Source organism: Aliiroseovarius conchicola (genome assembly GCF_041403445.1).
GTDB lineage: Bacteria > Pseudomonadota > Alphaproteobacteria > Rhodobacterales > Rhodobacteraceae > Aliiroseovarius > Aliiroseovarius conchicola.
Window position 1 is genome coordinate 46,177 of the sequence record NZ_JBGEHL010000006.1, and the last position, 23,324, is coordinate 69,500.

27 protein-coding genes are annotated in these 23,324 nt (G+C 57.8%); 11 read left to right on the forward strand and 16 right to left on the reverse strand.

The features are described from left to right. The first annotated feature begins 26 nt into the window (after window positions 1-26). Genes ispH through rnhA form a run of 3 tightly spaced genes read left to right on the forward strand, consistent with a single transcriptional unit; the run spans window position 27 to window position 2,006 of the window. On the forward strand, window positions 27-977 hold the full coding sequence (ispH, locus tag V6N04_RS11690; protein ID WP_371170352.1) for a 4-hydroxy-3-methylbut-2-enyl diphosphate reductase: 951 nt from the start codon (window positions 27-29) through the stop codon (window positions 975-977). Continuing rightward, window positions 974-1,561, forward strand: coding sequence for a class I SAM-dependent DNA methyltransferase (locus V6N04_RS11695; RefSeq protein ID WP_371170353.1), 588 nt, complete (start codon window positions 974-976; stop codon window positions 1,559-1,561). The genes ispH and V6N04_RS11695 overlap by 4 nt, the downstream gene beginning before the upstream one ends. Beyond that, window positions 1,554-2,006, forward strand: a complete 453-nt coding sequence (rnhA, locus tag V6N04_RS11700; RefSeq protein ID WP_371170354.1) for a ribonuclease HI — start codon at window positions 1,554-1,556, stop codon at window positions 2,004-2,006. Before V6N04_RS11695 ends, rnhA begins: the two co-directional genes overlap by 8 nt. 6 nt (window positions 2,007-2,012) lie before the next feature. On the opposite strand, the gene V6N04_RS11705 is transcribed toward rnhA, so the two are convergent. Genes V6N04_RS11705 through def (V6N04_RS11720) form a run of 4 tightly spaced genes read right to left on the reverse strand, consistent with a single transcriptional unit; the run spans window position 2,013 to window position 4,647 of the window. Beyond that, the gene (locus tag V6N04_RS11705) at window positions 2,013-2,675 is read right to left on the reverse strand and encodes a hypothetical protein (RefSeq protein ID WP_371170355.1); all 663 of its coding nucleotides are present in this window, start codon (window positions 2,673-2,675) and stop codon (window positions 2,013-2,015) included. Window positions 2,676-2,735: 60 nt separating this feature from the next. Further along, entirely contained in the window at window positions 2,736-3,635 is a 900-nt protein-coding gene (gene fmt / locus V6N04_RS11710) for a methionyl-tRNA formyltransferase (RefSeq protein WP_371170356.1), read from the reverse strand. After that, window positions 3,632-4,129 (reverse strand): peptide deformylase, encoded by a 498-nt coding sequence (gene def / locus V6N04_RS11715; RefSeq protein WP_371170357.1) that lies wholly within the window; start codon window positions 4,127-4,129, stop codon window positions 3,632-3,634. Before def (V6N04_RS11715) ends, fmt begins: the two co-directional genes overlap by 4 nt. Beyond that, window positions 4,126-4,647, reverse strand: a complete 522-nt coding sequence (gene def, locus V6N04_RS11720) for a peptide deformylase (protein ID WP_371170358.1) — start codon at window positions 4,645-4,647, stop codon at window positions 4,126-4,128. The genes def (V6N04_RS11715) and def (V6N04_RS11720) overlap by 4 nt, the downstream gene beginning before the upstream one ends. 255 nt (window positions 4,648-4,902) lie before the next feature. On the opposite strand from def (V6N04_RS11720), the gene V6N04_RS11725 reads away from it, so the two are divergent. Next, a complete protein-coding gene (locus tag V6N04_RS11725; protein WP_371170359.1) occupies window positions 4,903-6,075 on the forward strand; it encodes a MalY/PatB family protein in 1,173 nt (390 codons plus the stop codon). Between the two features lie 147 nt (window positions 6,076-6,222). After that, a complete protein-coding gene (locus tag V6N04_RS11730; protein ID WP_371170360.1) occupies window positions 6,223-6,702 on the forward strand; it encodes a L,D-transpeptidase family protein in 480 nt (159 codons plus the stop codon). Between the two features lie 27 nt (window positions 6,703-6,729). Here the strand turns inward: V6N04_RS11730 and V6N04_RS11735 are convergent, their stop codons facing one another. The 10 genes from V6N04_RS11735 to V6N04_RS11780 form a co-directional block, all read right to left on the reverse strand. Continuing rightward, the gene (locus V6N04_RS11735) at window positions 6,730-7,083 is read right to left on the reverse strand and encodes a hypothetical protein (protein ID WP_371170361.1); all 354 of its coding nucleotides are present in this window, start codon (window positions 7,081-7,083) and stop codon (window positions 6,730-6,732) included. Window positions 7,084-7,177: 94 nt separating this feature from the next. Further along, on the reverse strand, window positions 7,178-8,629 hold the full coding sequence (locus tag V6N04_RS11740) for a cryptochrome/photolyase family protein (RefSeq protein WP_371170362.1): 1,452 nt from the start codon (window positions 8,627-8,629) through the stop codon (window positions 7,178-7,180). 60 nt (window positions 8,630-8,689) lie between these two features. Next, on the reverse strand, window positions 8,690-9,481 hold the full coding sequence (gene cobM, locus V6N04_RS11745; RefSeq protein WP_371170363.1) for a precorrin-4 C(11)-methyltransferase: 792 nt from the start codon (window positions 9,479-9,481) through the stop codon (window positions 8,690-8,692). Next, the gene (gene cobJ / locus V6N04_RS11750) at window positions 9,478-11,277 is read right to left on the reverse strand and encodes a precorrin-3B C(17)-methyltransferase (protein WP_371170364.1); all 1,800 of its coding nucleotides are present in this window, start codon (window positions 11,275-11,277) and stop codon (window positions 9,478-9,480) included. The genes cobM and cobJ overlap by 4 nt, the downstream gene beginning before the upstream one ends. Then, window positions 11,268-11,969, reverse strand: a complete 702-nt coding sequence (gene cobI, locus V6N04_RS11755; protein ID WP_371170365.1) for a precorrin-2 C(20)-methyltransferase — start codon at window positions 11,967-11,969, stop codon at window positions 11,268-11,270. Before cobI ends, cobJ begins: the two co-directional genes overlap by 10 nt. Then, window positions 11,966-13,165, reverse strand: a complete 1,200-nt coding sequence (gene cbiE, locus V6N04_RS11760) for a precorrin-6y C5,15-methyltransferase (decarboxylating) subunit CbiE (RefSeq protein ID WP_371170366.1) — start codon at window positions 13,163-13,165, stop codon at window positions 11,966-11,968. The genes cobI and cbiE overlap by 4 nt, the downstream gene beginning before the upstream one ends. After that, a complete protein-coding gene (locus V6N04_RS11765) occupies window positions 13,162-13,854 on the reverse strand; it encodes a precorrin-8X methylmutase (protein ID WP_371170367.1) in 693 nt (230 codons plus the stop codon). Before V6N04_RS11765 ends, cbiE begins: the two co-directional genes overlap by 4 nt. Further along, window positions 13,851-15,068, reverse strand: a complete 1,218-nt coding sequence (locus tag V6N04_RS11770; protein ID WP_371170368.1) for a sirohydrochlorin chelatase — start codon at window positions 15,066-15,068, stop codon at window positions 13,851-13,853. Before V6N04_RS11770 ends, V6N04_RS11765 begins: the two co-directional genes overlap by 4 nt. Window positions 15,069-15,071: 3 nt before the next feature. Continuing rightward, the gene (locus V6N04_RS11775) at window positions 15,072-15,296 is read right to left on the reverse strand and encodes a DUF6732 family protein (protein WP_371170369.1); all 225 of its coding nucleotides are present in this window, start codon (window positions 15,294-15,296) and stop codon (window positions 15,072-15,074) included. Window positions 15,297-15,521: 225 nt separating this feature from the next. After that, window positions 15,522-16,361: a protein-disulfide reductase DsbD domain-containing protein gene (locus V6N04_RS11780; RefSeq protein WP_371170370.1), complete on the reverse strand. Its 840-nt coding sequence runs from the start codon at window positions 16,359-16,361 to the stop codon at window positions 15,522-15,524. Window positions 16,362-16,465: 104 nt separating this feature from the next. Here V6N04_RS11780 and V6N04_RS11785 point away from each other — a divergent pair, with 104 nt between their 5' ends. Further along, the gene (locus V6N04_RS11785) at window positions 16,466-17,044 is read left to right on the forward strand and encodes a YqgE/AlgH family protein (RefSeq protein WP_371170371.1); all 579 of its coding nucleotides are present in this window, start codon (window positions 16,466-16,468) and stop codon (window positions 17,042-17,044) included. 5 nt (window positions 17,045-17,049) lie between these two features. On the opposite strand, the gene V6N04_RS11790 is transcribed toward V6N04_RS11785, so the two are convergent. Continuing rightward, window positions 17,050-18,006 (reverse strand): L-threonylcarbamoyladenylate synthase, encoded by a 957-nt coding sequence (locus V6N04_RS11790; protein WP_371170372.1) that lies wholly within the window; start codon window positions 18,004-18,006, stop codon window positions 17,050-17,052. A gap of 131 nt (window positions 18,007-18,137) precedes the next feature. Between V6N04_RS11790 and V6N04_RS11795 the strand changes: the two genes are divergently transcribed. Both V6N04_RS11795 and V6N04_RS11800 read left to right on the forward strand, forming a co-directional pair. Continuing rightward, entirely contained in the window at window positions 18,138-19,859 is a 1,722-nt protein-coding gene (locus tag V6N04_RS11795; protein ID WP_371170373.1) for an acyl-CoA dehydrogenase family protein, read from the forward strand. Then, window positions 19,856-20,899, forward strand: coding sequence for an MBL fold metallo-hydrolase (locus V6N04_RS11800; protein ID WP_371170374.1), 1,044 nt, complete (start codon window positions 19,856-19,858; stop codon window positions 20,897-20,899). The genes V6N04_RS11795 and V6N04_RS11800 overlap by 4 nt, the downstream gene beginning before the upstream one ends. Here V6N04_RS11800 and V6N04_RS11805 read toward each other — a convergent pair. Then, window positions 20,896-21,846, reverse strand: a complete 951-nt coding sequence (locus V6N04_RS11805; RefSeq protein ID WP_371170375.1) for an NAD(P)-dependent oxidoreductase — start codon at window positions 21,844-21,846, stop codon at window positions 20,896-20,898. The two genes, V6N04_RS11800 and V6N04_RS11805, sit on opposite strands and share 4 nt — an antisense overlap. A 171-nt stretch (window positions 21,847-22,017) precedes the next feature. Here V6N04_RS11805 and V6N04_RS11810 point away from each other — a divergent pair, with 171 nt between their 5' ends. The 3 genes from V6N04_RS11810 (at window position 22,018) to V6N04_RS11820 (ending at window position 23,324) form a co-directional block, all read left to right on the forward strand. Then, window positions 22,018-22,497, forward strand: a complete 480-nt coding sequence (locus V6N04_RS11810; RefSeq protein ID WP_371170376.1) for a DUF6173 family protein — start codon at window positions 22,018-22,020, stop codon at window positions 22,495-22,497. Window positions 22,498-22,558: 61 nt separating this feature from the next. Beyond that, window positions 22,559-22,693: an aa3-type cytochrome c oxidase subunit IV gene (locus V6N04_RS11815; protein WP_371170377.1), complete on the forward strand. Its 135-nt coding sequence runs from the start codon at window positions 22,559-22,561 to the stop codon at window positions 22,691-22,693. Window positions 22,694-22,727: 34 nt separating this feature from the next. Then, window positions 22,728-23,324: a hypothetical protein gene (locus tag V6N04_RS11820; protein ID WP_371170378.1), complete on the forward strand. Its 597-nt coding sequence runs from the start codon at window positions 22,728-22,730 to the stop codon at window positions 23,322-23,324.

The window sequence follows — 23,324 nt, forward strand, 5'->3', positions numbered from 1 at the left end:
TACCCATCTTTTCAATGGAGGACGCCATGACAAAGCCAACCCTTACTTTATATCTCGCCGCCCCAAATGGGTTTTGCGCTGGCGTTGACCGCGCAATCAAGATTGTCGAAATGGCGATCGAAAAGTGGGGGCCGCCGATCTATGTGCGCCACGAGATCGTGCATAATAAGTTCGTGGTGGACGGCCTTCGTGAAAAAGGTGCTGTCTTTGTCGAAGAATTGGACGAATGCCCCGATGATCGCCCGGTCATCTTCTCGGCCCATGGTGTTGCCAAGGCGGTTCCCGCCGAGGCCAACCGGCGCGAAATGGTGTTCGTCGACGCGACCTGCCCCTTGGTTTCAAAGGTCCACATTGAGGCCGAACGCCATCACCAAAACGGACTTCAAATGGTTATGATTGGCCATGCCGGACACCCCGAGACCATCGGGACAATGGGCCAACTTCCAGAAGGTGAAGTGTTGTTGGTTGAAACCGCAGACGATGTCGCAGCTCTGTCACCACGCGATCCAGATCAACTGGCCTATATCACCCAAACCACGCTATCGGTTGATGATACCGCAGGGGTTGTCGACGCCCTTCGCGTGCGCTTCCCGAATATTGTAGGGCCACATAAAGAAGATATCTGCTATGCCACGACAAATCGGCAAGAGGCGGTCAAGGCTGTCGCCCCCAAAGTCGATGCGCTTTTGGTGATTGGCGCGCCCAACAGCTCGAACTCCCGCCGGCTGGTTGAAGTCGCCCGCGCAAACGGATGTAGCTACGCCATGCTTGTTCAGCGCGCGACCGAGATTGATTGGCGCGCCCTTGGAGAGATCGGATCGGTTGGCCTTACCGCAGGCGCATCAGCCCCGCAGGTCTTGGTCGACGAGGTCATCGACGCCTTTCGGGCTCGTTTCGACGTTACTGTGGAATTGGTTGAAACCGCCAAGGAAAACATCGAATTCAAAGTCCCACGTGTTCTACGCGAACCGGCATGAACGAAGATCACGAGACGCTCGCGGTCTATGATAAAGAGGCTGCTGAATACGAAGCCCGTGTCGCAGAAAAATCACCGGTTGGCCTTAGCGAGTTTCTGGGTAAGCTGCCTAACAACGCGCATGTTCTGGACCTTGGCTGCGGCCCGGGTTTGACAGCGGTTCGATTTCAGGACGTGGGCCATAAGGTTGACGCTGTCGACGGGTCGGCTTCGATGGTCGAGCGTGCGATCGCGAATGGCGTGAGTGCGCGGCAAGCGCTATTCTCCGACATCAGCGGTACAGATCTGTACGACGGTATCTGGGCCAACTTCAGTTTACTTCACCTGCCTCACTATGAATTCGAACCTACATTGGCGCGACTTCATAATGCGTTAAAGCCAAATGGCGTCTTTCATATCGGCATGAAGATCGGATCTGGTGAAAGCCGTGATCGACTGGGGCGGTTTTACAGTTATTACCAACCAGAACAGTTGAACGCCGCATTGAAGCGATGTGGATTCACTGCGTTAAGGAGCACGCTAGGCGCCGGTCGCGGGTTGGAAGGTTCAATTTCTGAATACATGGTGGTGTTATCACATGGCTAAGTTCTTTGCATATACAGACGGCGCATGTTCCGGCAATCCCGGCCCCGGTGGCTGGGGAACATTGCTGCAAGCCCTTGAGGATGAAAAGGTCATCAAAGAACGTGAACTAAAAGGTGGCGAGGCACTGACCACGAATAACCAGATGGAGCTTATGGCAGCCATCATGGCCTTAGAAACACTCGGCAAACCCTGTGCCATCACGGTCGTGACCGACAGCACCTATGTGAAGAACGGTGTGACGGGCTGGATACATGGCTGGAAACGCAACGGATGGAAGACATCAGCGAAGAAGCCCGTGAAAAACGCTGAACTTTGGCAACGACTGGACGCAGCCCAAGCCCGCCATCATGTGACATGGGAATGGGTCAAGGGACACGCTGGTCACCCGGAAAACGAACGCGCAGACGAGCTCGCGCGCGCTGGAATGGCCCCGTTTAAGGACTGACCGTCTTTAGAATTCCAACCACAACCCCGCGGCAACTTCATCGATGTTGTCCCCGGCCAAGGCATGCGTCCATTCCAGATGAACATGCCGCCCCGGTGTGTATTGCCACGCCAGAGATGGGATGACGTTGACTTGCCTTTGATCACGCCCAGACTTCACGTCTAAACCCATCATCGTCATGATCTTGCGGTGCGGCTTCAAGCCGACCAAGGCAAACGCTCCGTATTCTGCATCCCAAGTTTCGGTTGATAGTTTCGCATTCAACTCAACATCGAACCAACCCGCGCCAAGTCGGGTTTCAAAGCCACGACCGAAATAGATAGCGGGCGTCAAAAACTGCTCGTCCTTGCTGCCTTCCATCCCAAAGCTCAATGCTTTGCGCAGAGCGCCAGCCGCATCAGGAAAATGCCAACGACCGGCTAGTTTCGCGTATGCGACCTCCTCTTCCTGAAGATCATATTCAAGCTTTGCGGCAACGACCCACTGCGGTGTTAAGCCGTATTCGCCGTAAAGCGAGATCACCGGTTTATCATCAGTGTTGTCAGTGTCTTGTCGCACATGGCCAGCCAGAAAGGCGGTCCCGTCTTCACGCGGCCAAGCACCTGCATAAACGGGCGCGCTGAACCCGAATGTGAGCATGACAACGAAAGCAAGGCTGCGGACAATCATACCGAGAGCTTGGCAGCGATTGGTTAAGCAAAGCTTAAATTGGGCAGTATCTACTGTGCTTCAGCCAATGGCTTTTGGCATGTCAAACCCGCGCAGAAAGTCCTCGGCATCCATCGCGCGTTTACCGGGACGCTGTGCTTTCAGGATGTCCACTGCACCGGATTGGCAGGCAATCGTCAAACCATGAAGCACCTCGCCTGGTTCACCCGTTCCATCGGCCAGCCGCGACGCCAACAGTTTGACTTGCTCGCCCGCGATTAGACACTTGGCACCGGGGAAGGGAGACAACCCGCGAATATGGCGGTCAACCTCGGACGCAGATCGCGACCAATCTACTTGCGCCTCAGACTTGTCGATTTTCTGAGCGTATGTCACGCCTTCCTCTGGCTGTGGCTCTGGCGTCAGGGCAGCAATCCGCCCAAGCGCATCGACGACAAGACGGGCACCTATCGCCGATAATCGGTCATGAAGCCCGGCCGTGGTTTCCTGTGCACCAATCGGGGTCGCTTCACGCAGCAGAACCGGGCCGGTATCCAGCCCTGCCTCCATCTGCATGATGCAAACGCCCGTCTCTGCATCCCCCGCCATGATGGCGCGGTGGATCGGTGCAGCACCCCGCCAGCGCGGAAGAAGTGAAGCATGAATGTTCAAGCAGCCAAGTACCGGGGCATCAAGGATGGCTTGCGGAAGGATAAGGCCATAGGCAACGACAACTGCCGCATCCGCACCTAAAGCTGCAAATGTTTCTTGTTCCTCAGCATCCTTTAGGGAAGCAGGATGCCGGACCTCGAGCCCCAACTCCAAGGCGCGAACATGAACCGGACCGGGCCGATCCTTCTTTCCGCGCCCTGCAGGACGGGGTGGCTGGCAATAGACCGCCGCAATCTCGTGCCCAGCGGCGACCAACGCCTCAAGTACGGGCACCGAGAAATCGGGCGATCCCATGAACACCAGTCTCATCTTGCCAGCTTCCTTGCCTTCTTGACCAGCATGTCGCGTTTCATCTTCGATAGATTGTCGAAATACATGCGACCATTGAGGTGATCAATCTGATGCTGGACCGACGTGGCCCATATACCGACAAAGTCTTTCTCTTCCACCTCGCCCTGTTCGTTCAGGAATCGTACAGTGACAGCACGCGGGCGTCTGATCGCAGCCGACACACCCGGCAAGTTCGGACTGGCTTCTTCGTGGTCGCGAAGCTGAGTGGACTGGTGCAGGATTTCCGGATTCGCCATGCGCACAGCCTTGCCGCGCTCATCCGAGGCATCGACGACCGCCAGCCGTTGCATCACCCCAATCTGAGGCGCAGCAAGACCAACGCCAGGCATGGCGTCCATAGCCTCGATCATCTCATCCCAAATGGCACGCGTTTCATCAGTGATGATCTCAACCGGGTCTGCGGCGGTACGCAGGCATTTGTGGGGGTATTTCAGAAACGGGCGATGGGTCACGTCCGCGCCAGCTCTCGTTTCAGCTTTTGCATCTTGCGCGTGATCATCTGGCGTTTCAGCGGCTTCAGGTAATCGATGAAAAGTTTGCCGTTTAGGTGATCAATTTCGTGCTGTACGCATGTCGCCCACAACCCGTCAAAATCCTGTTGCTGCACATTTCCATCCCGATCCAACCAACGCACGCTAACTTCTTTCGGGCGGGTCACTTCAGCATACTGTTCCGGGATCGACAGGCAGCCCTCTTCATAGACATTCAGATCATCCGAGGATTGGATGACCTCGGGATTGAACATGATCACCGGTTGCGCGGGTTCACTTTCATCGCGCACGCAATCCAGAACGATCAGGCGCGTGAGCACCCCGACCTGAGGCGCAGCCAGGCCAATACCGGGCGCGTCATACATGGTCTCCAACATGTCATCTGCCAGCTGACGCAGATCGTCAGACAGATCAGGCACAGTATCGGCCACTTTTTTTAGCCGAGGATCGGGGTGGATAAGGATGGGTCTAATGCTCATGCGGTGGATTTAGGCTATGGAATTGGCTGGCGCAATGGGGCGGTTGTTTTGCGAGGGGTAGCGATTGCCAACTCATACGGGAAATATGCCCCGATTGGCTCAACAAACCTGAATATTTTCCCATAATAGCCGACAAGTGCAGAACTTTGTTGATCAATGTGTTTAAATATCAGAACTTTCGCCCGACGAACAGCCAGCCACGCACCCTTGCCTCGCGGTCTCAAACCGCTACCGTGCCGGAAAGAAGGAAACAAGATGAATTTTGACCAGATCGTAGACCGCCGCGGCACGAACTCCACCAAATGGGATAAGATGGAGGCGCTGTTCGGCGTGTCCGCGTCAGATGGCTTGGCGATGTGGACCGCCGACAGCGACTACCCCACCGCGCCCTGCGTGATCGACGCAATCAAACACGCAGCCGAGCATGGCGTGTTTGGATACTCGTGGGAGCATCCCGACTATCTGAACGCGGTCGCTTGGTGGATGAAAACGCGCCATAACTGGGAGGTCGATCCCGACTGGATACTAACCTCGCAAGGTTTGGGTAATGCCATTGCCCTTTGCTTGGATGTCTGGAGCGAGCCCGGTGATGGTGTTGTGATCTTCACCCCTGTCTACCACGAGTTTGCAATGAAGGTCGGCAAGAACAACCGCAAGGTCGTCGAATGCCCGCTGGCGTTGAATGGCGATCGGTACGAGCTTGATCTGGACGACGCACAATCCCGTCTGACCGGGAATGAAAAGATGATTCTTTGGTGTTCGCCACAGAACCCCTCGGGACGGATCTGGACGGACGAGGAACTGCGCGCGGTGGCCGACTTTGCACGGCGCAACGGCCTGTTGTTGGTGTCTGACGAAATCCATCACGATTTGATCTATCCTGGGAATACCTTCACACCGACGGCCATTGCAGCTCCCGAAGCGGCATCCCATTTGGTAACACTGACTGCGGCCTCAAAAACCTTCAACATTGCCGGTCAGCGCACGGGCAACATGATCATCTCGGACCCCACCTTGCGGGCCGCGATGAAGAAGCGGCTCAGCCAGCTGGACTACGGCCCCGGAATGATTGCTTTGTCGATGATCACGGCAGCGTATTCGCCCAAAGGGGCTGAATGGGTCGACGCACAGGTGGCGCACCTGCAACGCAACAGAACGATCTTTGACGAGGGCATCAACACCATCCCCGGTGTGAAATCCCTGCCATTGCAATCCACCTATCTGGCTTGGGTCGATTTTTCGGCAACCGGCATGTCACATGACGAGGTGATCGCACGCATCCGGGACAGTGCCCGCATTGCCGTCAGCCCAGGTCCGGGTTTTGGCACCGGCGGCGAGGGTTTCCAGCGCTTCAACCTCGCCACACAAGGCGCACGCGTTGAAGAGGCAGTAGCCCGGATGCAAGACGCCTTTCGCGATCTGCAATAGACCCAACGGGCAGAGATTTGCCGACGCATAAGAACTGAGTAAGACCAGCTTGCACCTTGGTGCGGCATGTCACAAACCCGCGACATGAATAGATTTTTTCGTTTTTTGTCGCGGATTGGCTTACTGATTTTGATCGGCGCCGTTGGCATGCTGCTTTGGGACAGATACGCGCCGCCAGCGCCGCCACAAACGCTTGAGCCAATCGCAGGTCAGATCGACCGTATCGTGATCGAAAAATCCGCACGCACGCTCACCGCCTATCAGAACGGGGCGCCCGTTCGCAGCTATGAGATCGCATTGGGGTTCGCACCAGAAGGCGACAAGATGATCGAAGGCGATGGCAAAACGCCCGAAGGCATCTTCCAAATCGACCGTCGCAACGACCGAAGCGCGTTCCACCTGTCCCTCGGGATAAATTACCCCCGGCCAGAGGACATTTCCCGTGCTCGGCGTGATGGCATAAGCCCCGGAGGTGATATTTTCATCCACGGCCAACCAAATGGCCGTCGGCGCGCAGAGAAAATCAATCATGACTGGACTGCCGGTTGTATCGCCTTGTCCAATGACGAAATACAAGAGCTTTGGGTCGTTACACCGATTGGAACCGAGGTCGAAATCAGACCCTAACCGTTCCAATCGTCAGTTAGAACCTAATCAACTTTGCCCTTCGATCAGCGCAACAGGCGCACTCTCTTCTCGCGCGTAATCCCGTGGCACTTGGTCATGCGCCTCTGCCTTGCGCTTGAATTCGTATTTCATCTGACCGTCCTCCTCTTCCGAGGCGATGATCAGGCACTGATAAAGGTGGCGCGATCCATCATAGAGGTCGACCAACCCGCGCAAATGCGGCGCACGTTCGCCATCGAGTGCGAATCCCGTGTCCCAGAATTTCAGCACTGGGAACACCTCTTCATTCACACGAATGCGCAGGCGGCTCTTCTTTTTAAGGTCTTTCTTACGCGCAGCTTCCAGGCCCTCGCGCACCTCTTTGGGTAAAAATTCCAACATGTCCACCTCCAAGCCCAGCAATGATGGCATGGAAATAGTAACGGTCAAGTAAAGCTTTGGAGGATTGTCGAGCGATAGTACCCTAGCACCGGTTTTAATCGGCGGTCGACAATCCTTCGAATGCTTCAAGCGCAGCACGACGGGCGGCTGCGTGTTCAACCATCGGTTCAGGATAGCTTGCGCCAAGCACCACGCCCGCGGCTTCAAGAGCTGTGTCAGGTGCCTCCCACGGGGCCGCGACGTAACGGTTCGGGAGACGAGACAGTTCTGGCACATATTGCCGGATATAGGTGCCACCTGGGTCGAATTTTCTCGCCTGCGTCATAGGATTGAACACACGGAAATAGGGTGCGGCATCGGCCCCACAGCCGGCAACCCACTGCCAGCTGGCCGTGTTCGACGCCAGATCGGCATCCACCAACGTGTCCCAAAACCAGTCGCGACCCGCGCGCCAGTCAATCCGAAGGTGTTTCACTAAAAACGAGGCCACGACCATGCGAACCCGATTGTGCATATAGCCAGTCTGCCAAAGCTCTCTCATCCCCGCGTCCACGATGGGATAGCCGGTTTGCCCCGCCTGCCATCTTGCCAGCGTGTCCGGGTCAGTTCGCCATGGAAAGGCGCGAAACTTTGGCTGGAACTCCGTTTCCATCAGTTCAGGGTTATGAAACAGCAAATGGGCCGAGAAATCGCGCCACCCAAGCTCTGCCTGAAACTTCTCGACGTCACGACCAGAGAGCCGGCCCAAGTGCTCCGCTCGTTGTGTAGCTGCCCAAATCTGGCCGGGACTGATCGCGCCGGATTGCAAATAGGGCGATAGACGCGAGGTGTTTGGACGCGCCGGAAAATCACGCCCTTCGGCATAACCCACCGCGCCATCACCAAGAAAACCCTCAAGTTGGCGATAAGCCCCGGCCTCTCCGGGCGTCCAGCACGGGGTGAAGCCCGCTGCCCAGTCGGGCGAATGCGGTAGAAGATTAAGGCTTTCCAACGGCTCTGATGCAGGTGGTTTCGCAAATCTAAGGTTTGCGGGCACCGGCAACGGATCACCCAGACCTGCTGCTTCAATCCGCGCCCGACATGCCCGCCAGAATGGTGTGAACACACGAAAAGGTGTTCCGGTTTTCGTCGCGACCTGCCACGGCTCCAACAGGTACCGGCCTGGATGGCTATGGACTGTAATGCCGCGCGCGGTCAGATCGGCCTTCAACCGCGTGTCGGCGGTAACTTCGTCTGGAGTATAGCGACGGCTCCAATAAACAGCGCGCGCGCCGGTTTCGTCGGCAAGGCGCTGGACCTCTTCGCCGGTATCTCCGAACCGCAAGACCAGCCGCCCACCCCGGCTTTGGACCTCTTGTGCCAAGGTGTCGAGTGTATGATGCAGCCACCACCGACGTGCACCACCCGGAGCGTAGGGCGCATTTGGATCAACAACGTAAGCAAGAACCAAGTCATGCCCCACCGCCACCGCTGCGGACAATGCCTGATGATCTGCCAGCCGCAAATCATCACGGAAGAGCAAAAGAGCAGTGTCAGGGCGGCTCATGATTTTACCTCGATACGTGCGTACAGCATGCAAGGAATACGTGGTGGCGGCCCTGTTGGATCAGGTGTTGTGATCCTCGACCAGATCAACACCGACGACGGGGCGCAACACATGCGGTTTCGCCGGGTCGTATAGGGCCGAATCTTTGAAGTCCCGACCACGATCCAGCGCGGGTCCGGCAAGGATCAACGCGGTCCGGGTGATCTTTTCTGCGCGCACTTTCTTGCGGATGTCAGCAAGTGTTCCACGGATCATCATCTCATCCGGCCACCCAACGCGATATGCGACCACAACAGGACAATCTTCGCCGTAGTAGGGGATCAAGACTCTCTCGATTTCACGCATATTGCGCACGGCAAGATGAATGGCGAGGGTCGCACCGGTCTTGGCAAAATTCTCAAGCGTTTCACCTTCGGGCATTGACGTTGATTGCATCGACATCCGCGTCAGAACGATGGATTGCGCAATCTCGGGGATGGTTAATTCTTGGCCCAAAGCAGCAGCGGCGGCGGCATATGCGGGCACGCCGGGGATGACCTGATAGTCAATCCCGTCAGCTTTCAAACGGCGAATTTGCTCGGCAATTGCACCGTAAAGCGACGGGTCACCGGAATGCACACGGGCAACGTCCTGCCCAAGCGCATGAGCGGCTTTGATCTCGGCATGGGTGTCGTCCAGCGTCATCGCAGCCGTATCCATGACTTTGGCGTCATCGGGGGCACAAGCCACAACCTGAGGCGGGACCAGCGAACCAGCGTAAAGACACACGGGGCACTCACCAATCACGCGCTGCGCTTTCAGGGTCAGAAGTTCGGGATCACCGGGGCCTGCGCCAATGAAATAGACGGTCATGACAGGTCTCCATCAATGCGGCGGGCATAGCCACGGGGGGTAAACATGCGGGGGCCTTCACCCAATTGGGCAAGGCGCGAGTTGGACGATCCGACCAGAACAACGGTCAGCATATCGACTTCATCCACCTGCAATTCGTCCAAGCGACGATAGCGGATGTTCTCGGTCGGGCGGCCAAGGTTCGACGCCAACATCACTGGCGTATCCGCCGGGCGGTGCTTCAGCAGAATATCTCGGGCTTCGGCAAGCAGAGTCCGACGCTTCATCGACACCGGATTGTAGAAAGCGATCACAAAGTCACCCTCGGCGGCGGCATGAAGGCGTTTCACGATATCCTCGCGATGGGTCAATAGGTCTGACAGTGAAATGGCACAGAAATCATGCCCCAACGGCGCACCTGCGCGGGCGGCTGCCCCTTGCAGTGCGGACACACCGGGGGTGGACACCACTTCGACCCGACGCGCTGCATCCGATACGCCTTTTTCCTCCGGACCACGGTCAAGCAGTTCATAAACCAGCGCACCCATCGCATAGATACCCGCGTCGCCCGAACACACCAGCGCGACGTTCTTGCCTTTGCCCGCTTGCTCCAGCGCATAGCGGCAGCGGTCTTCTTCGCCTCCCAGAGGGAAGTCCGAGCGGGTCTTGCCGGCAGCCAACGGGCCGATCAGGTCGATGTAAAGACCGTAGCCCACCAATTCCTCGGCCTCCTGCAACAGATGGCTGGCCTCGGGCGTGCGCCATGTGTGCTGGCCCGGCCCGATCGAGACGATGGACAGCTTGCCACGCGAACGGCCGCACATCTCGGTGATTGGCTCCGACGCGCGGGCAATGGCGCAGGTGGTGTTGGCGGTTTTGACCTTCTCGACGAACAGTTCGGCGTCGGGTCCAGCGGCCGCCAATGCAGCACCTTCGGACACACCGTGACAGCCCACTTCTTCGAACACCACGTCCGAAGGGTTCGCCAAACGCGCGGCCTCGGCTTCCAGTTCTTCGGCGGTGAACACGCGGAACGGCACGCCCAGACGGCGCGCCAGATCGTTCATCGCACGCTCATCGGCTTTCAGGCCGAGCGAGGTAACGCAAGCAATCGCTTCAGGGGCGATGTTGGCAGCGGCCAATTGCTCGGACACGTTCTGCCACAGCTCTGCCGGGTCCGCGTCGCGCGCGCAGCCCACTCCCAGCGCAAAGCGTTGCGGGTGATAGGCCAGACGGGTCGGGCCGGTCTCGACCGGCGCTTCCGAGACAACAAGTTCGACCGAACCCCCTGCATCTTCGATGTCAAAGATGTTCTCACCCATGATGGACACGCCAGCACCGGACAGCAGTTCTGCCATCGCCTCTTTGGCGTCCTTTTGGTTAGCCAACCGGTATCCAACAGGAGGCTCATCCAACGCCACGCCCATCGACACGTCGCCTGCGGTGGTCACGGCAGCCGTTGCGCCAATGTCCTTGGCGATCTGTGATGCCAGACGATTGGCGCCACGGTGTCCGCCCAGCAAAGGCAGAACGGCTGATCCATCATCGGCAACGGCCACAACGGGCGGCTCGGCCAGTTTGTTGGCAAGGATCGGCGCGACCGCTCTGATCAGGATGCCAGCTGCACAAACGCCCACAATCGGCGTCCCAGCGGCAAACAACATCCGCACGTGGTCCAGCGCATTAGGGAAGAACGCATCGGCTTGCGCGACCCGCCCCTCACGCCCATGAACTTGAGCACCCAGTAGGGATGCGACCTTGTGGGCCAAGGCTTCGCCTGACGCATTCAGGCAGACAACAACAGGCATCACAGCCATGGATCATTTCCTTTCGCAAGAAGGATCATCGAGAAATAGGGGGCTTTTTCGGGTGCCTCGGACAGAGGTAAGACAACTTCTTCGGGCAGTGAGGCGCGCTCGATATAGGTCGCTTTATCAACAAGACCCAGCGCTTCGATCACACCCCGAATTTTGGGCAGGTGGCGACCAACTTTCATGATGGCAACACTTTCAGCGCCTTCGATACGGGTGCGCAGTTCATCTTCGGGAAGGGGACCGGGCAGCACAGTCAGGCGTTCATTGCGCGCGACCAATGGCTTGCGCGCGCGTGCTGCACAGGCCGTGACAGAGGTAACGCCGGGCACAATTTGCGTCTCGAACCGTTCGGACAAACGCGCGAATAGATACATGAACGAGCCGTAGAAAAAGGGGTCGCCCTCGCACAGGACAACAACATCGTCGCCAGCCTCAAGCCGTGCTGCAATTTGCTCTGCGCCTATATCATAGGCCGCCTGCGCTGGCGCACGTTCGACCGTCATGGGCACATCCATCGCAATCTCATCCGCATCTTTCTGGATCAAATCTGCTGCAATGGATCGCGCAAAGCTGTCGCCCCCCTCCAGCGTTGGATAAGCGACCACTTTCGCGGCGCTGATCAATCGCGCAGCCCTAAGCGTCATCAGCTCGGGATCCCCCGGGCCAAGGCCCACTCCGTACAGCGTTCCGTTCATCGTTTGATCAGACTCCACTGAGTGACGGGACGCAGAGGTTTCCAGCCTTGATGCGGGCCCAAGGGCTCGGCGCGCTCAACAGACAGTTTCACAAGCTGCCCGCCGTGTTTTTGATGCAGGGCCACGAGCAAAGACTGGCTGTCCAGCGTCACGGCGTTTGCAACAAGCCGCCCGAGCGGTTTCAGCTCGGCCCAAGCCGCATCGAACACCTCTTCCGACAGCCCCCCACCGATGAAAATCGCGTCTGGCGCTTCTAACCCACCAAGCGCTGCTGGTACTTCGCCATCCACCAGATCGAGCTTCGGCACACCCAGCGCCAACGCATTCGCCGCAGCCATCGCCCGGCGATCAGCACGAGGTTCAATCCCAATCGCCCGCGCATAGCGCGCACCGCGCATCCATTCGATGGCGATCGAACCGCAGCCAGTGCCGATATCCCACAGCAATGCACCGCGCATTGGCATCAGCTTGGCCAATGTGACTGCCCGCACCTCTTGCTTGGTCATTGTGCCATCGCTTTGAAACAGCTTGTCTGCCAGTCCCGGAACGCGTGGCAACAGCGCCGCGTCAGGGGCGGCCACGCATTCAACCGCAAGCGTGTTGAATTCCGGCACCTCGTGATCCCAACTTTCGGCAATACCGTCAAAGCGCGCTTCGTCATCGCCGCCCATATGGGCCAGCACTGTCATGCGTGATTTGCCGAAACCACGTTCCGAAAGGAAGCGTGCAATCTGACCCGGTGTCTCGGCCCCGGTCGTCAGGATCAAAAGACGGATATCCGGTTGGATAAACGCAATCATCTGCTCGACCGGGCGGCCATGCACGGTCAGAGTTTCCAGATCGGCCATAGACCAACCCATCCGAGCGGCAGCCAATTGGAACGCGCCGACCTGCGGGTGATAAACGATATGCGCGGGGTCGATGTGGCGCCCGATCTTTGCGCCGACCGAGTACCAAAGCGGATCACCAGTCGCCAAAACCACAACCCGTTTGCCTTCGCGCTTGGTGAGCTCGCCGATCAAGCTGTCGAAGGGTGACGGCCATGCAAGACGCTCCGCATTGCCGTCGATCAAGTCGTGGTGGCGCGATCCGCCGACGATGACTTCGGCGGCATCAACGACCGCGCGTGTGGCTGGTGTCAAACCGGCAATGCCGTCTTCGCCAATACCAACGATGTGAAGCCAAGGGGTTGTCATATCTTTTCCTCCGGCAGTCCGGCGGCAAGCGCGTTCACTGCGGCAGAGGCGATCGCGGACCCACCACGACGGCCCCGCAGCGCGACAAAGTCACAGCCGCGTGGATTGCCTGCCAGTTCAGCTTTGCTTTCAGCTGCCCCCACGAACCCAACCGGGAAGCCCAAGATCACAGCTGGTTTTGGTGCACCGGCGTCGATCAGTTCGAGCAAGTGAAACAGCGCAGTCGGTGCGTTGCCAACGGCAACAACAGCGCCTTCAAGACGCTCCACCCACAGCTCGACCGCGGCGGCGGATCGAGTGTTGCCGATCTCTTTTGCCAGCGCGGGCACGCTAGGGTCATTCAGCGTCACGATCACTTCGTTATGATTGGGTAAATAGCGGCGAATGATCCCGGCACCGACCATTTCGCAATCGCAAAACACCGGTGCACCCGCTTTCAACGCCTCATGACCCGCTTCATAGGCGTTTTGCGAGAACGCCAGACGGTCCGCGACCTCGACCATCCCACACGCGTGGATCACACGTGTCGCAAGTGCCGCCATACCACCAGGAAACCGATCCAACCGCGCCTCTTTGCGCAAGGTTGCAAAGGACTGCGCATAGATCGCGGACGGGTCGCGCTCATACCTGAGCGCGGGGCGCGACGGAGCGGCCCCATTGGGGCCCGAGGAGCGGCCACCATCGCTCATTTCGAACGCGCCGATTCTGGCCCGTGCGGGTGTTTCGCATGAGGGTACTCTGCATGAACGTGGTCATGGTCGTGATGATGGTGGTGATCATGATCGTGGTGGTGATGGTCGTCGTCACCGTGGTGATGGTGGTGATGTCCCATGTGCAAACGACATTCGCCGGTGCAGAACGTATCGCACAGCGAACAATCCGCCACGTTCGAGCCTGGCGCGGACGCCCCCTGCCCTTCAACATGGTGGTGGTGGCTTTCCTGAATGGCGCCAACCTCGGCTTCGAACCCAAGCACTTCAACGCGGTATTTGCACATCACACAGGTGGGTGGCGGCACGTCAGCAAAGGCCGGATGCTTCGCGCGATCTTCGACAGGAATAGTGCGTTCTTCGTCGCCATCCAGCGCCAAGACTTGTGTACGGTAACCACAAGTGCCGCAATTGGGTGGCGGGACGGTGCCAAGCTGCTCGGTCACACGCTCGGCAAAGGTTTCCAGCACTTTCGGGTGGTCATTCAGGTAACCCGCTTTGACGAAGTCGATGTCAGGGTTTTCAGCAGCCACTTTGTCGGTGAAGCCATAAATCCGGTCGATCAGAATGCCTGAGAACAGGAAATAGGGGAACACGACAACGCGCTTGTAGCCCAGTTTAGTCACATGGTTCAGGCAGGGCTCAACCAGTGGGAAAGTTACGCCGGAGTAGCCTACTTCAAGCCAGCCAAACCCCAACCCTTCTTGCAAAAGCCGTGCCACCTTGGCGACGTTTCCGTTCGCGTCAGGGTCCGAGGCTCCGCGTCCAATGACGACAAGGCATGTCTCTTCCAAAGGCACTTCGCCATGCTCGGCATTGGCCTTAGCGACGGCCTCGCTGACCCTATCGCCAGCGGCGGCGATCATCTTGGGATCAACCCCCAGCTCGCGTCCATAAGTTACGTCGATGCCGTGCTTGGTGGCATAGGTGTTCAGAACAGTTGGAATGTCGTTCTTGGTGTGCATCGCCGCAAACAACATGCCCGGAACGGCCAGAATTCGGTCACATCCAGCTTCGCGCAGACGATCCAAACCGTCGCGGATTACCGGGTTGGCAAACTCTAGATAGCCATAGTCGGTCATCCAATCTTTGGGCAGAAGCGCTGGCAGTTTTTCAGCTAGGATCGCGAATTGATCGACAGCATCCTGGCTACGCGAGCCGTGCCCGCAGATCATTACACCAATCTTCGACATGGCTTATGCCTCCTGCGGCCCATCTTCACTTGCATCGTCAGCGCTGTCGCCCTGCGCCTCATCCTTTTTTGAGCCCTTTAGGGCGGCCCAGAGCCCAATTGCGGCGGCCAGTCCAATCAGGATGATCCCGCCAATATGTCCATGCCCGGCAATCTCTCCGATATGACCGGGATGGGCGATGGCAGGGCCAGCCAGCAGGCCAAGAGCGAGTAGTAGTAGACGGGTCATTTAGACATCCTTTTACGCAGGTTTTTTGGGCGCAAAGAGGCTGTCCGTAGTCTTCGACGACGCTGCGTCCGATCCCCGTTTGGGTCGATCATCGGCAGCCAACCTCTCTGGCCCTATGGGCTTCGTCAGGCATGGGTATATGCAGTGGTGATCAGAGTCGCAACGGGAAAGGCGGCAGGAAATGGCGCTTTGGCGACGTAAATGTGGGCTTTGGGTGTGGGCAGGTTAACTGCCGGTACAACCGCGTATGTCGACACCACGCCCCGCAGCCAGCACTGTCAGCCGTAAATCGGAACGGTTCAACAAGAACGGTTTGCCCGAGCTTGGCACCAGTTCTGTCACTGACGTCAGGGCGCGCCCTTCGCGAGCAGTCGATACCTGAGACACCCAAACCGAGGGGTCTGCGGTTTCAACCACAACAACCTCGTTTGGTCCGAGTTTGGGCATGTCGATCTTTACCGTGACTCGCAGCCCATCTGAAATCGGTTCGACATCACAGACCGCCCCGCGCAAACCCGCTTCTTTAGCTGTGTCTGGACGCTGTCTCAGTGCGCGTTTGATGGGCGCCTTTGAGCCAGCACCTTGTGCAGGCAGCGCCACAGAGATCGAGACATCCGCCGGGATGCACACATCCTTACACACACCGAGGTTGACCTTCCCGCTCAACGCGATCGGTTTGCCCGAAGACTTCGGCACAAGCGTCATCGGAAGCACCAGCTCTTGCTCGTATCCAATGGTTTGCATGCCGCCAACATCAAACACATCCGGCACCGGCCAATGAAACTTGACCCCTTTGAGGTTGTCTGACCCGCTCCAGTTCAAACTTGGTGGAATGCCGGATTGCCCCGGCGCACGCCAATAAGTTTTCCACCCATCAGCTAGCCTGATCCGCAAAGCGGCCATATGTTGACCGTCTGACCCACGCCAACCGGGCAGCACCTCGATATCGACGATATCTTCAATCGCCGGCGGCAGACCGCTTTGGGCAGACGCAGGGGCGCAAAATACGGTCACGGCCAAAAAAGCCGCAGCAAGGGTCGAGGTCCAATTCATAATCAGATACATAAACCCCGCCCCAACAATGTGAAATCACATTTCGGGGAGAGAACGTTACCGTTTCCCCCGATTTCCGCCTTGCCTTTCCCGCGTTCGAACGCTTTGCTGATGATATGAGTGCAACCGATGACATCACCATGGACCTGAGCGGAAAGCTTCTGATTGCCATGCCCGGCATGGGAGATCCTCGGTTTGAACACTCGGTCGTCTTCATGTGCGCCCATTCGCCAGAAGGTGCCATGGGGCTAATCATCAACAAACCAGCACCCGAGGTTTCGCTTGGCGATATCCTGTCGCAACTGGATATCGACGCAAGCTCGATCACAAAGGCCACCGAGGTGTTTTTTGGTGGCCCTGTGGAAGGTGGCCGTGGGTTTATTTTGCATTCGGGCGAGTATAACAATGACGGCTCGACCATGAAGGTCGACGACGAGTTTTCGATGACCGCCACCCGCGATATTCTTGAAGCGATGGCCCATGGGGAAGGTCCAGCCGATTGCCTTGCTGCTTTGGGTTACGCTGGGTGGTCGCCGGGGCAGCTAGAAGACGAGCTACAGCAAAACGCTTGGCTGACTTGTGACGCCGAAAAAGCCATCGTGTTTAGCGATGATAATGGCGGCAAATGGAAGGCTGCACTTGCCAAGCTTGGTGTTGATCCGCTGTTGTTATCGGCCGAGGGCGGAAGCGCCTGAAACGTCTATCCGCGCGGGGCGGCTGCCCGGCGCAGACGGTCATTTATCGCCCGCCCCATCCCATGATCCGGAATTGGTGAGACTGCGATTGGCGTATCCGCTTCTTCATCTAGTTGGTGTAACATCTGAAACAGATTGGCCGCCGCTTCGACCAGATCACCTGACGGGGATAGGTTCAGGTCAGCCTCGACATGACCAAACCCCAACAAACGCTCGCCTGCTATGGTGGTTTCCGCGTTCGGTCGCATCATCGCATTGGGCGCGTAATGCGACGACAACTGACCGGGCGCAGTGATCGTTGCGCTTTCCTGTCGCGTAGCAATTGGACCGCCCAGCGCAGCCTCTAGTGCCTCAATCGGCAGGCCACCGGGGCGCAACAGCACGGGCGTGGGGTCGATCCCCACGATCGTGCTTTCCACCCCTACGTCGCATGGACCGCCGTCCAAAACGGCCTCGATCTTGCCAGACAGGCCATTGATAACATGCCCCGCTGTCGATGGGCTGATCCGGCCCGATGGGTTGGCAGAAGGTGCCGCGACAGGCACGCCGGCTTCCTTAAGCAATTCTTGCGCCAAGGGATGCGCTGGCACACGAATGGCAACGCTCTCCAACCCGGCGGACACCAGCTTAGACAGCCCGGAATTCGGCTTAAGCGGCAAGACCAAGGTCAACGGGCCGGGCCAGAACGCTTGGGCAAGGTCAAGCGCCGCACCTTCCAACACTGCATAGTCCTCGACCGCTTCCAACGAGGGTAAATGAACAATCAGCGGGTTGAACTGAGGCCGGTTCTTCGCCTCAAAAATACGTGCGACAGCGTGGTTATCGGTGGCATTGGCCCCAAGGCCATAAACCGTCTCGGTTGGGAAAGACACAAGCGCTCCACCGCGCAACAGAGATGCCGCGCGCGCGATGCCGTCCACATCTGCGTTCAGAATTTCAGTTTTCAGCCTGTCATCACTCATGACGCTGCGTTTCCCTTTGATGCCCCACGGACCTTCGGTAATGGGGAATAGAGGCTCAGTTAAAGGGCGATTGCCCAGATGCCAAGTGATTTGCCTGTTCGACCAAAGAACAGATCAACCAAGGACCGACCATGACCTACCGCGCGACAACCGATGACTTTCAGTTCCTGTTCGACCATATCATTGGTTACGACCAGCTTCCTGAAACTGAAATGTTTGCCGAGGCAACGTCGGATGTTGCATCCGCAGTTTTGTCTGAAGCGGGCAAGATGTGCGAAGATATTCTGGCTCCTCTAAACAGGAACGGCGACCTGAATCCAGCTGTGTTGGAAAACGGTGTCGTGCGCACCTCGCCCGGATTTTCGGATGGATACAAGGCCGTCGCAGAGGGCGGTTGGATCGGCATGGCAGCGGACCCAGAATACGGGGGCATGGGACTGCCACTGACACTGCAAACTGCTGTCAACGACATGATGTCCGCCAGTTGCCTTTCGCTGCAATTGTGCCCGCTGATGACACAAGGCCAGATCGAGGCGTTGGAGCATCACGCGTCGGACCCGTTGAAAGAGCTATACCTTCCCAAGCTCATCTCGGGCGAATGGGCTGGCACGATGAACCTGACCGAACCGCAGGCCGGGTCGGATGTTGGGGCGCTGTCTTCTAAGGCCGAGGATAATGGCGATGGCACATATGCCGTTACCGGCCAGAAGATCTTCATCTCGTGGGGCGACAACGACATCACCGAAAACGTATGCCACCTTGTCCTGGCCCGCCTGCCCGACGGCGTGCCCGGCACCAAAGGCATCAGCCTGTTCATGGTTCCAAAGCTAATCCCCGATGCGGATGGCAATCTGGGTGAAAAGAACGGCCTGCGCGTGGTCAGCCTTGAACACAAAATGGGTCTGCACGGCAGCCCGACGGCTGTGATGTCTTTCGAAGGCGCCACGGGTTGGCTTGTCGGCGAACCGCACAAAGGCATGGCCGCGATGTTCACCATGATGAACAACGCCCGTATGGGTGTGGGTGTTCAGGGCTACGGTGTGGGCGAACGCGCATATCAGGAAGCACTGGCCTATGCGATGGAGCGCAAGCAAGGTCTCACTCCGCTAGGGGATGACGGAACAGGCGCGATCATTGATTTCGCCGATGTGCGCCGCATGCTGACCCAAATGCGGACCGAGCTTTTCGCCGCACGCTCGATGGCGATGTCGCTGGCCCTGACGCTCGACATGGCGCGCGCCACGGGTGATGCCGACTGGAAATCCCGCGCCGCTCTTCTGACCCCCATCGTCAAAGCCTATGGCACCGAAGTCGGGATGCTTGTCAGCCATCTTGGCGTACAGGTCCATGGCGGCATGGGTTTCATCGAAGAAACGGGCGCAGCCCAGCATTCCCGCGATGTACGCGTTACTGCGATCTACGAAGGTACAAACGGCATCCAAGCGATGGACCTTGTGGGTCGCAAGTTGATGGATGGAGGCGAGGCTGCATTCCGTCTGTTGGACGAAATCGAAGCCCAAGCCGAAGCCGCCCGCGCTGATTTTCCCAATATGTCCGAAGCGGTCTGGTCCGCTGCCGAAGACCTTCGTGAAACCACCGAATGGATGGTTGAACAATCCGACATGCAGGATCGTTTTGCAGGTGCCGTACCGTTCTTGATGGGCTTTGCGCGCGTCCTTGGCGCCCATTTCCACCTGCGCGCGGCGATTGCCGAAGGCGGCAAGGGCACCCGGACCGAACTTGCTCGTTTCTATATCAACCGCCTGTTGCCCGAACATACCGCCCAGTTTGCGCAAGCACGCACCGGTGCAGCTGGCCTTTATGCGCTCAGCCCGGAAGACCTTGCTTCGTGAGCCAATCAAAAAACCCTGCACTGCGCTTCCCCTTTCCAGATGCACCGGATGAAGGAGAAGCGATTGACGTCGCAAAAGGCGTCCTTTGGATGCGTCTACCGCTGCCTATGGCGCTGGACCACGTGAATGTCTTTGCGTTTGAAGACCCGGACGGCTGGACGATTGTCGACACGGGCTTTGACAGCAAACGTACCCGTCGCATCTGGGAAACGCTGATGGCGGGTCCTATGGGTGGCAAGCCCATCACGCGCGTTATCGTGACCCATCACCACCCCGACCATGTTGGGTTGGCGGGTTGGTTTCAACGCGACCACGGCGCAGAGCTGATCGCCACCCGCACGGCTTGGCTGTTTGCGCGGATGCTGCTTTTGGACGAACAAATGGTGCCGGTTGACGAAACGCTCGCCTATTGGCGTGCTGCTGGCATGGCCAAGGATGTTTACGAAAAACGCCTGTCCGAGCGTCCGTTCAACTACGCCGACATCGTCGCCGACATGCCCCTGGGATTTCGCCGCATCAAAGAGGGCAGCCAGATCAGTTTCGGCGGTCACGATTGGATCGTTCGCATCGGTAATGGCCACGCCCCGGAACATGCGACGCTTTGGTCTACAGACGGAGAGCTGGTGATCGGCGGCGACCAGTTGTTGGCGACCATCAGCCCGAACTTGGGCGTTTACGCGACAGAGCCCGAAGCTGACCCGGTTGGCGAATGGCTCGAGGCCTGCGAAAGGCTTCAAGCGTATGCAACGGCAGATCAATTGGTGCTGCCCGGTCACAAGCTGCCCTTCAAAGGCCTGCCGACGCGGATGAAGCAGCTGATTTCCAACCACCATAACGCGCTCGACCGACTGGAAGCGTTCTTGGCTGAACCCCATGTGGCGGGCGACTGCTTTCCACCCCTGTTCAAACGCCAAATCTCTGGCGGCGAATATGGGCTGGCGCTGGTCGAGGCGGTTGGCCACCTCAACCATTTGCTGCACGAGGGCCGTGTTACACGAACGCGGCGTGAAGACGGCGCATGGCTTTGGCAGAGGGCTTAGCCCTTACCCAGCGGCACCACTTCATAGCCCGGCTCTTCCGGCTCATCATCGACCATTTCAGCTGGGAAGCCGGGGGCGGTGATGTCCAAACCGGTGGCGTCCTCAAGTCGCCGAATGATGTCGTCAGACATGGCCCGTTCGCCATAGCGGGCGATGCCGTCATTGAAAATTTCGACCATCAAGGGTGAGATTTCCAAGGGCACCGCTGCCCGATCCGCGATCTCCTGAAACAACCCTATGTCCTTTTTCACAAGGTCCATCGTAAAGGAAATATCCCGCGAACCGTTCAGGATCACTTGGCTTTCGGTCTCATGAACAAAAGACGTTCCAGACGAGATTTTGATCGCTTCATAGGTGGTCGCAAGGTCCATCCCTGCCGCTTTCATGGTCACCATCGCTTCGCAACACGTCAGCAAATTGGCCGTGGCCAGATAGTTTGTCATCACCTTCAGGACCGAGGCTGAGCCCAAATCGCCAGTATGCAAGACGCGCCGCCCCATCGTGGTCAGCAAAGGCAAGACACGTTCAAATGTCTCACGCGTACATCCCGCGAAAATCGAGATGTTGCCGGTATCCGCCCGATGACAGCCGCCCGAAACAGGACAATCCACCGCGTCACCGCCGCGCGCAATAACCTCGGCCCCCAGTCGCTTCACTTCGGCTTCGTCGGTGGTGGACATCTCAAGCCAGACCTTGCCCGGCCGCACTTCGTCCAGCATCTCGCTGACCACAGCATTGCAAGCAGCTGGCGAAGGCAGGCAGGTTATCACCACATCGCAGTCACGCATCAATTGGGCTGGGCTATCGGCAGCAGTTGCTCCGCGTTCGACAAAATCAGCAACAAGGTCAGGATCAAGGTCATGCACCGTCAGATCCAAACCGTTTCGCAGCAAACTGCCAGACAGTTTCCCGCCAACATTGCCAAGCCCGACAAACCCTATTTTCATGTGTTCCTCCGCGATTTTCGCACCAGCTTTGACGTACATATCCCCCTTGGCTGTCCTGTCCGCGACATCCTTGGCGTTTTCAGCGTTTTAGATCACGCGATCGCGACGTGACGCCAACCAACATGTATGTAACTAATAGCGAAACGCACCACGAAGTATGAGTGAGGCCCTATGGCGAAAAAGAAAGAGAACGCGAAGATCAACCAACCCCGCTCGCATACTGCGAACTGCCGCGAGGATGGGAAAGTCGTGGTCGAGGATCATCCACTGCCCAAAAAGGTGGCTGAAACACCGTTGGAACAGAAAAGCCCGGCGCAATGGGCCTACGAGCGGCTGATTCTCTATATCAAGAACTTCGAAGAACAGTTGGACAACGAGCACGAGGTCGCGATGGGCTTCACCGGCGGTGACGCAGGTGTGCTTCGGATCGAGGGGATCGGCTTTTTCGACCCTGACGTGTTGACCTTCTATGGTGCCGATGGTGAAGGGGCGAAAACCCAGTTGATCCAACATGTCAGCCAATTGTCCGTTATGCTACGCGCCCTACCCAAAGCCGTGGAAAGCGAAGCGCCAAATCGCATCGGGTTTCGTCTGGCCGCCGAGCTTGAAGACGACGACACGCCGGATGACGACGCCAAAACCGGGTCGTGACAGGCCCGTACAAATCAGTTATTCGGATGAGCGACACAGTATTTGAACAGGACCACGTATCATGGCTGACTATAAATTCGGTTCGATGGACACCACTGCCCAAGAAAACGCCTTCAACGGTTTCGTAAAGTTTTCAACACGTTCGGTTATCGCAATTCTTGTGGTGCTGGCACTGTTGGCGATCTTCGCCACCTAATCGGTAAACGCGAAACTTTAATTAGGAACTGGTGATGTTGCGATTGTTCATGGCCCTCTCGCTGATACTAAGCCTTGCGGCTTGCGGCGGTGCTGACAATATCTGGGCCAGCGATGAGGCTGTCGCGAAGGCAAAGTACCGTCACGCCGGGCCGCCGATGATCTCGCTCATCACCGTGATTTCCAACAAATCTGGGGCCGGCGCGCATTCGGCGCTGCTCATTAACGGCTCGGAACGACTGATCTTTGATCCGGCCGGGACGTGGCACCACCCCAACTTGCCTGAGCGTCATGATGTTCACCACGGCATGACCGACAAAGCGGTCGACTTTTACATCGATTATCATGCCCGTGTGACTTATCACGTCGTTCGTCAGGATTTGGTCGTCAGCCCGCAGGTGGCCGAGATGGCGATCCGGGCCGTACAGCGTTATGGCGCGGTGCCCAAGGCGCAGTGTGCATCTTCGGTAAGTGCGATCTTACGCAGCCTTCCCGGGTTCCAATCCATTTCGTCTTCGATGTTCCCGAAGAAGGTCATGAAAAGTTTCGGCGCGCTTCCGGGCGTCACCGAGCGCAAGTTCTATGACAACGATCCAGAAGAGAATGGCGAGATCCTGACGCGCGGCATCTGA

Bases quoted from the DNA above. Each gene is read 5' to 3' on its own strand.
- ispH (WP_371170352.1), top strand. From the start codon at position 27: ATGACAAAGCCAACCCTTACTTTATATCTCGCCGCCCCAAATGGGTTT.
- V6N04_RS11695 (WP_371170353.1), top strand. From the start codon at position 974: ATGAACGAAGATCACGAGACGCTCGCGGTCTATGATAAAGAGGCTGCT.
- rnhA (WP_371170354.1), top strand. From the start codon at position 1,554: ATGGCTAAGTTCTTTGCATATACAGACGGCGCATGTTCCGGCAATCCC.
- V6N04_RS11705 (WP_371170355.1), bottom strand. From the start codon at position 2,675: ATGATTGTCCGCAGCCTTGCTTTCGTTGTCATGCTCACATTCGGGTTC.
- fmt (WP_371170356.1), bottom strand. From the start codon at position 3,635: ATGAGACTGGTGTTCATGGGATCGCCCGATTTCTCGGTGCCCGTACTT.
- def (WP_371170358.1), bottom strand. From the start codon at position 4,647: ATGAGCATTAGACCCATCCTTATCCACCCCGATCCTCGGCTAAAAAAA.
- V6N04_RS11725 (WP_371170359.1), top strand. From the start codon at position 4,903: ATGAATTTTGACCAGATCGTAGACCGCCGCGGCACGAACTCCACCAAA.
- V6N04_RS11730 (WP_371170360.1), top strand. From the start codon at position 6,223: ATGCTGCTTTGGGACAGATACGCGCCGCCAGCGCCGCCACAAACGCTT.
- V6N04_RS11735 (WP_371170361.1), bottom strand. From the start codon at position 7,083: ATGTTGGAATTTTTACCCAAAGAGGTGCGCGAGGGCCTGGAAGCTGCG.
- V6N04_RS11740 (WP_371170362.1), bottom strand. From the start codon at position 8,629: ATGAGCCGCCCTGACACTGCTCTTTTGCTCTTCCGTGATGATTTGCGG.
- cobM (WP_371170363.1), bottom strand. From the start codon at position 9,481: ATGACCGTCTATTTCATTGGCGCAGGCCCCGGTGATCCCGAACTTCTG.
- cobJ (WP_371170364.1), bottom strand. From the start codon at position 11,277: ATGGCTGTGATGCCTGTTGTTGTCTGCCTGAATGCGTCAGGCGAAGCC.
- cobI (WP_371170365.1), bottom strand. From the start codon at position 11,969: ATGAACGGAACGCTGTACGGAGTGGGCCTTGGCCCGGGGGATCCCGAG.
- cbiE (WP_371170366.1), bottom strand. From the start codon at position 13,165: ATGACAACCCCTTGGCTTCACATCGTTGGTATTGGCGAAGACGGCATT.
- V6N04_RS11765 (WP_371170367.1), bottom strand. From the start codon at position 13,854: ATGAGCGATGGTGGCCGCTCCTCGGGCCCCAATGGGGCCGCTCCGTCG.
- V6N04_RS11770 (WP_371170368.1), bottom strand. From the start codon at position 15,068: ATGTCGAAGATTGGTGTAATGATCTGCGGGCACGGCTCGCGTAGCCAG.
- V6N04_RS11775 (WP_371170369.1), bottom strand. From the start codon at position 15,296: ATGACCCGTCTACTACTACTCGCTCTTGGCCTGCTGGCTGGCCCTGCC.
- V6N04_RS11780 (WP_371170370.1), bottom strand. From the start codon at position 16,361: ATGTATCTGATTATGAATTGGACCTCGACCCTTGCTGCGGCTTTTTTG.
- V6N04_RS11785 (WP_371170371.1), top strand. From the start codon at position 16,466: ATGAGTGCAACCGATGACATCACCATGGACCTGAGCGGAAAGCTTCTG.
- V6N04_RS11790 (WP_371170372.1), bottom strand. From the start codon at position 18,006: ATGAGTGATGACAGGCTGAAAACTGAAATTCTGAACGCAGATGTGGAC.
- V6N04_RS11795 (WP_371170373.1), top strand. From the start codon at position 18,138: ATGACCTACCGCGCGACAACCGATGACTTTCAGTTCCTGTTCGACCAT.
- V6N04_RS11805 (WP_371170375.1), bottom strand. From the start codon at position 21,846: ATGAAAATAGGGTTTGTCGGGCTTGGCAATGTTGGCGGGAAACTGTCT.
- V6N04_RS11810 (WP_371170376.1), top strand. From the start codon at position 22,018: ATGGCGAAAAAGAAAGAGAACGCGAAGATCAACCAACCCCGCTCGCAT.
- V6N04_RS11815 (WP_371170377.1), top strand. From the start codon at position 22,559: ATGGCTGACTATAAATTCGGTTCGATGGACACCACTGCCCAAGAAAAC.
- V6N04_RS11820 (WP_371170378.1), top strand. From the start codon at position 22,728: ATGTTGCGATTGTTCATGGCCCTCTCGCTGATACTAAGCCTTGCGGCT.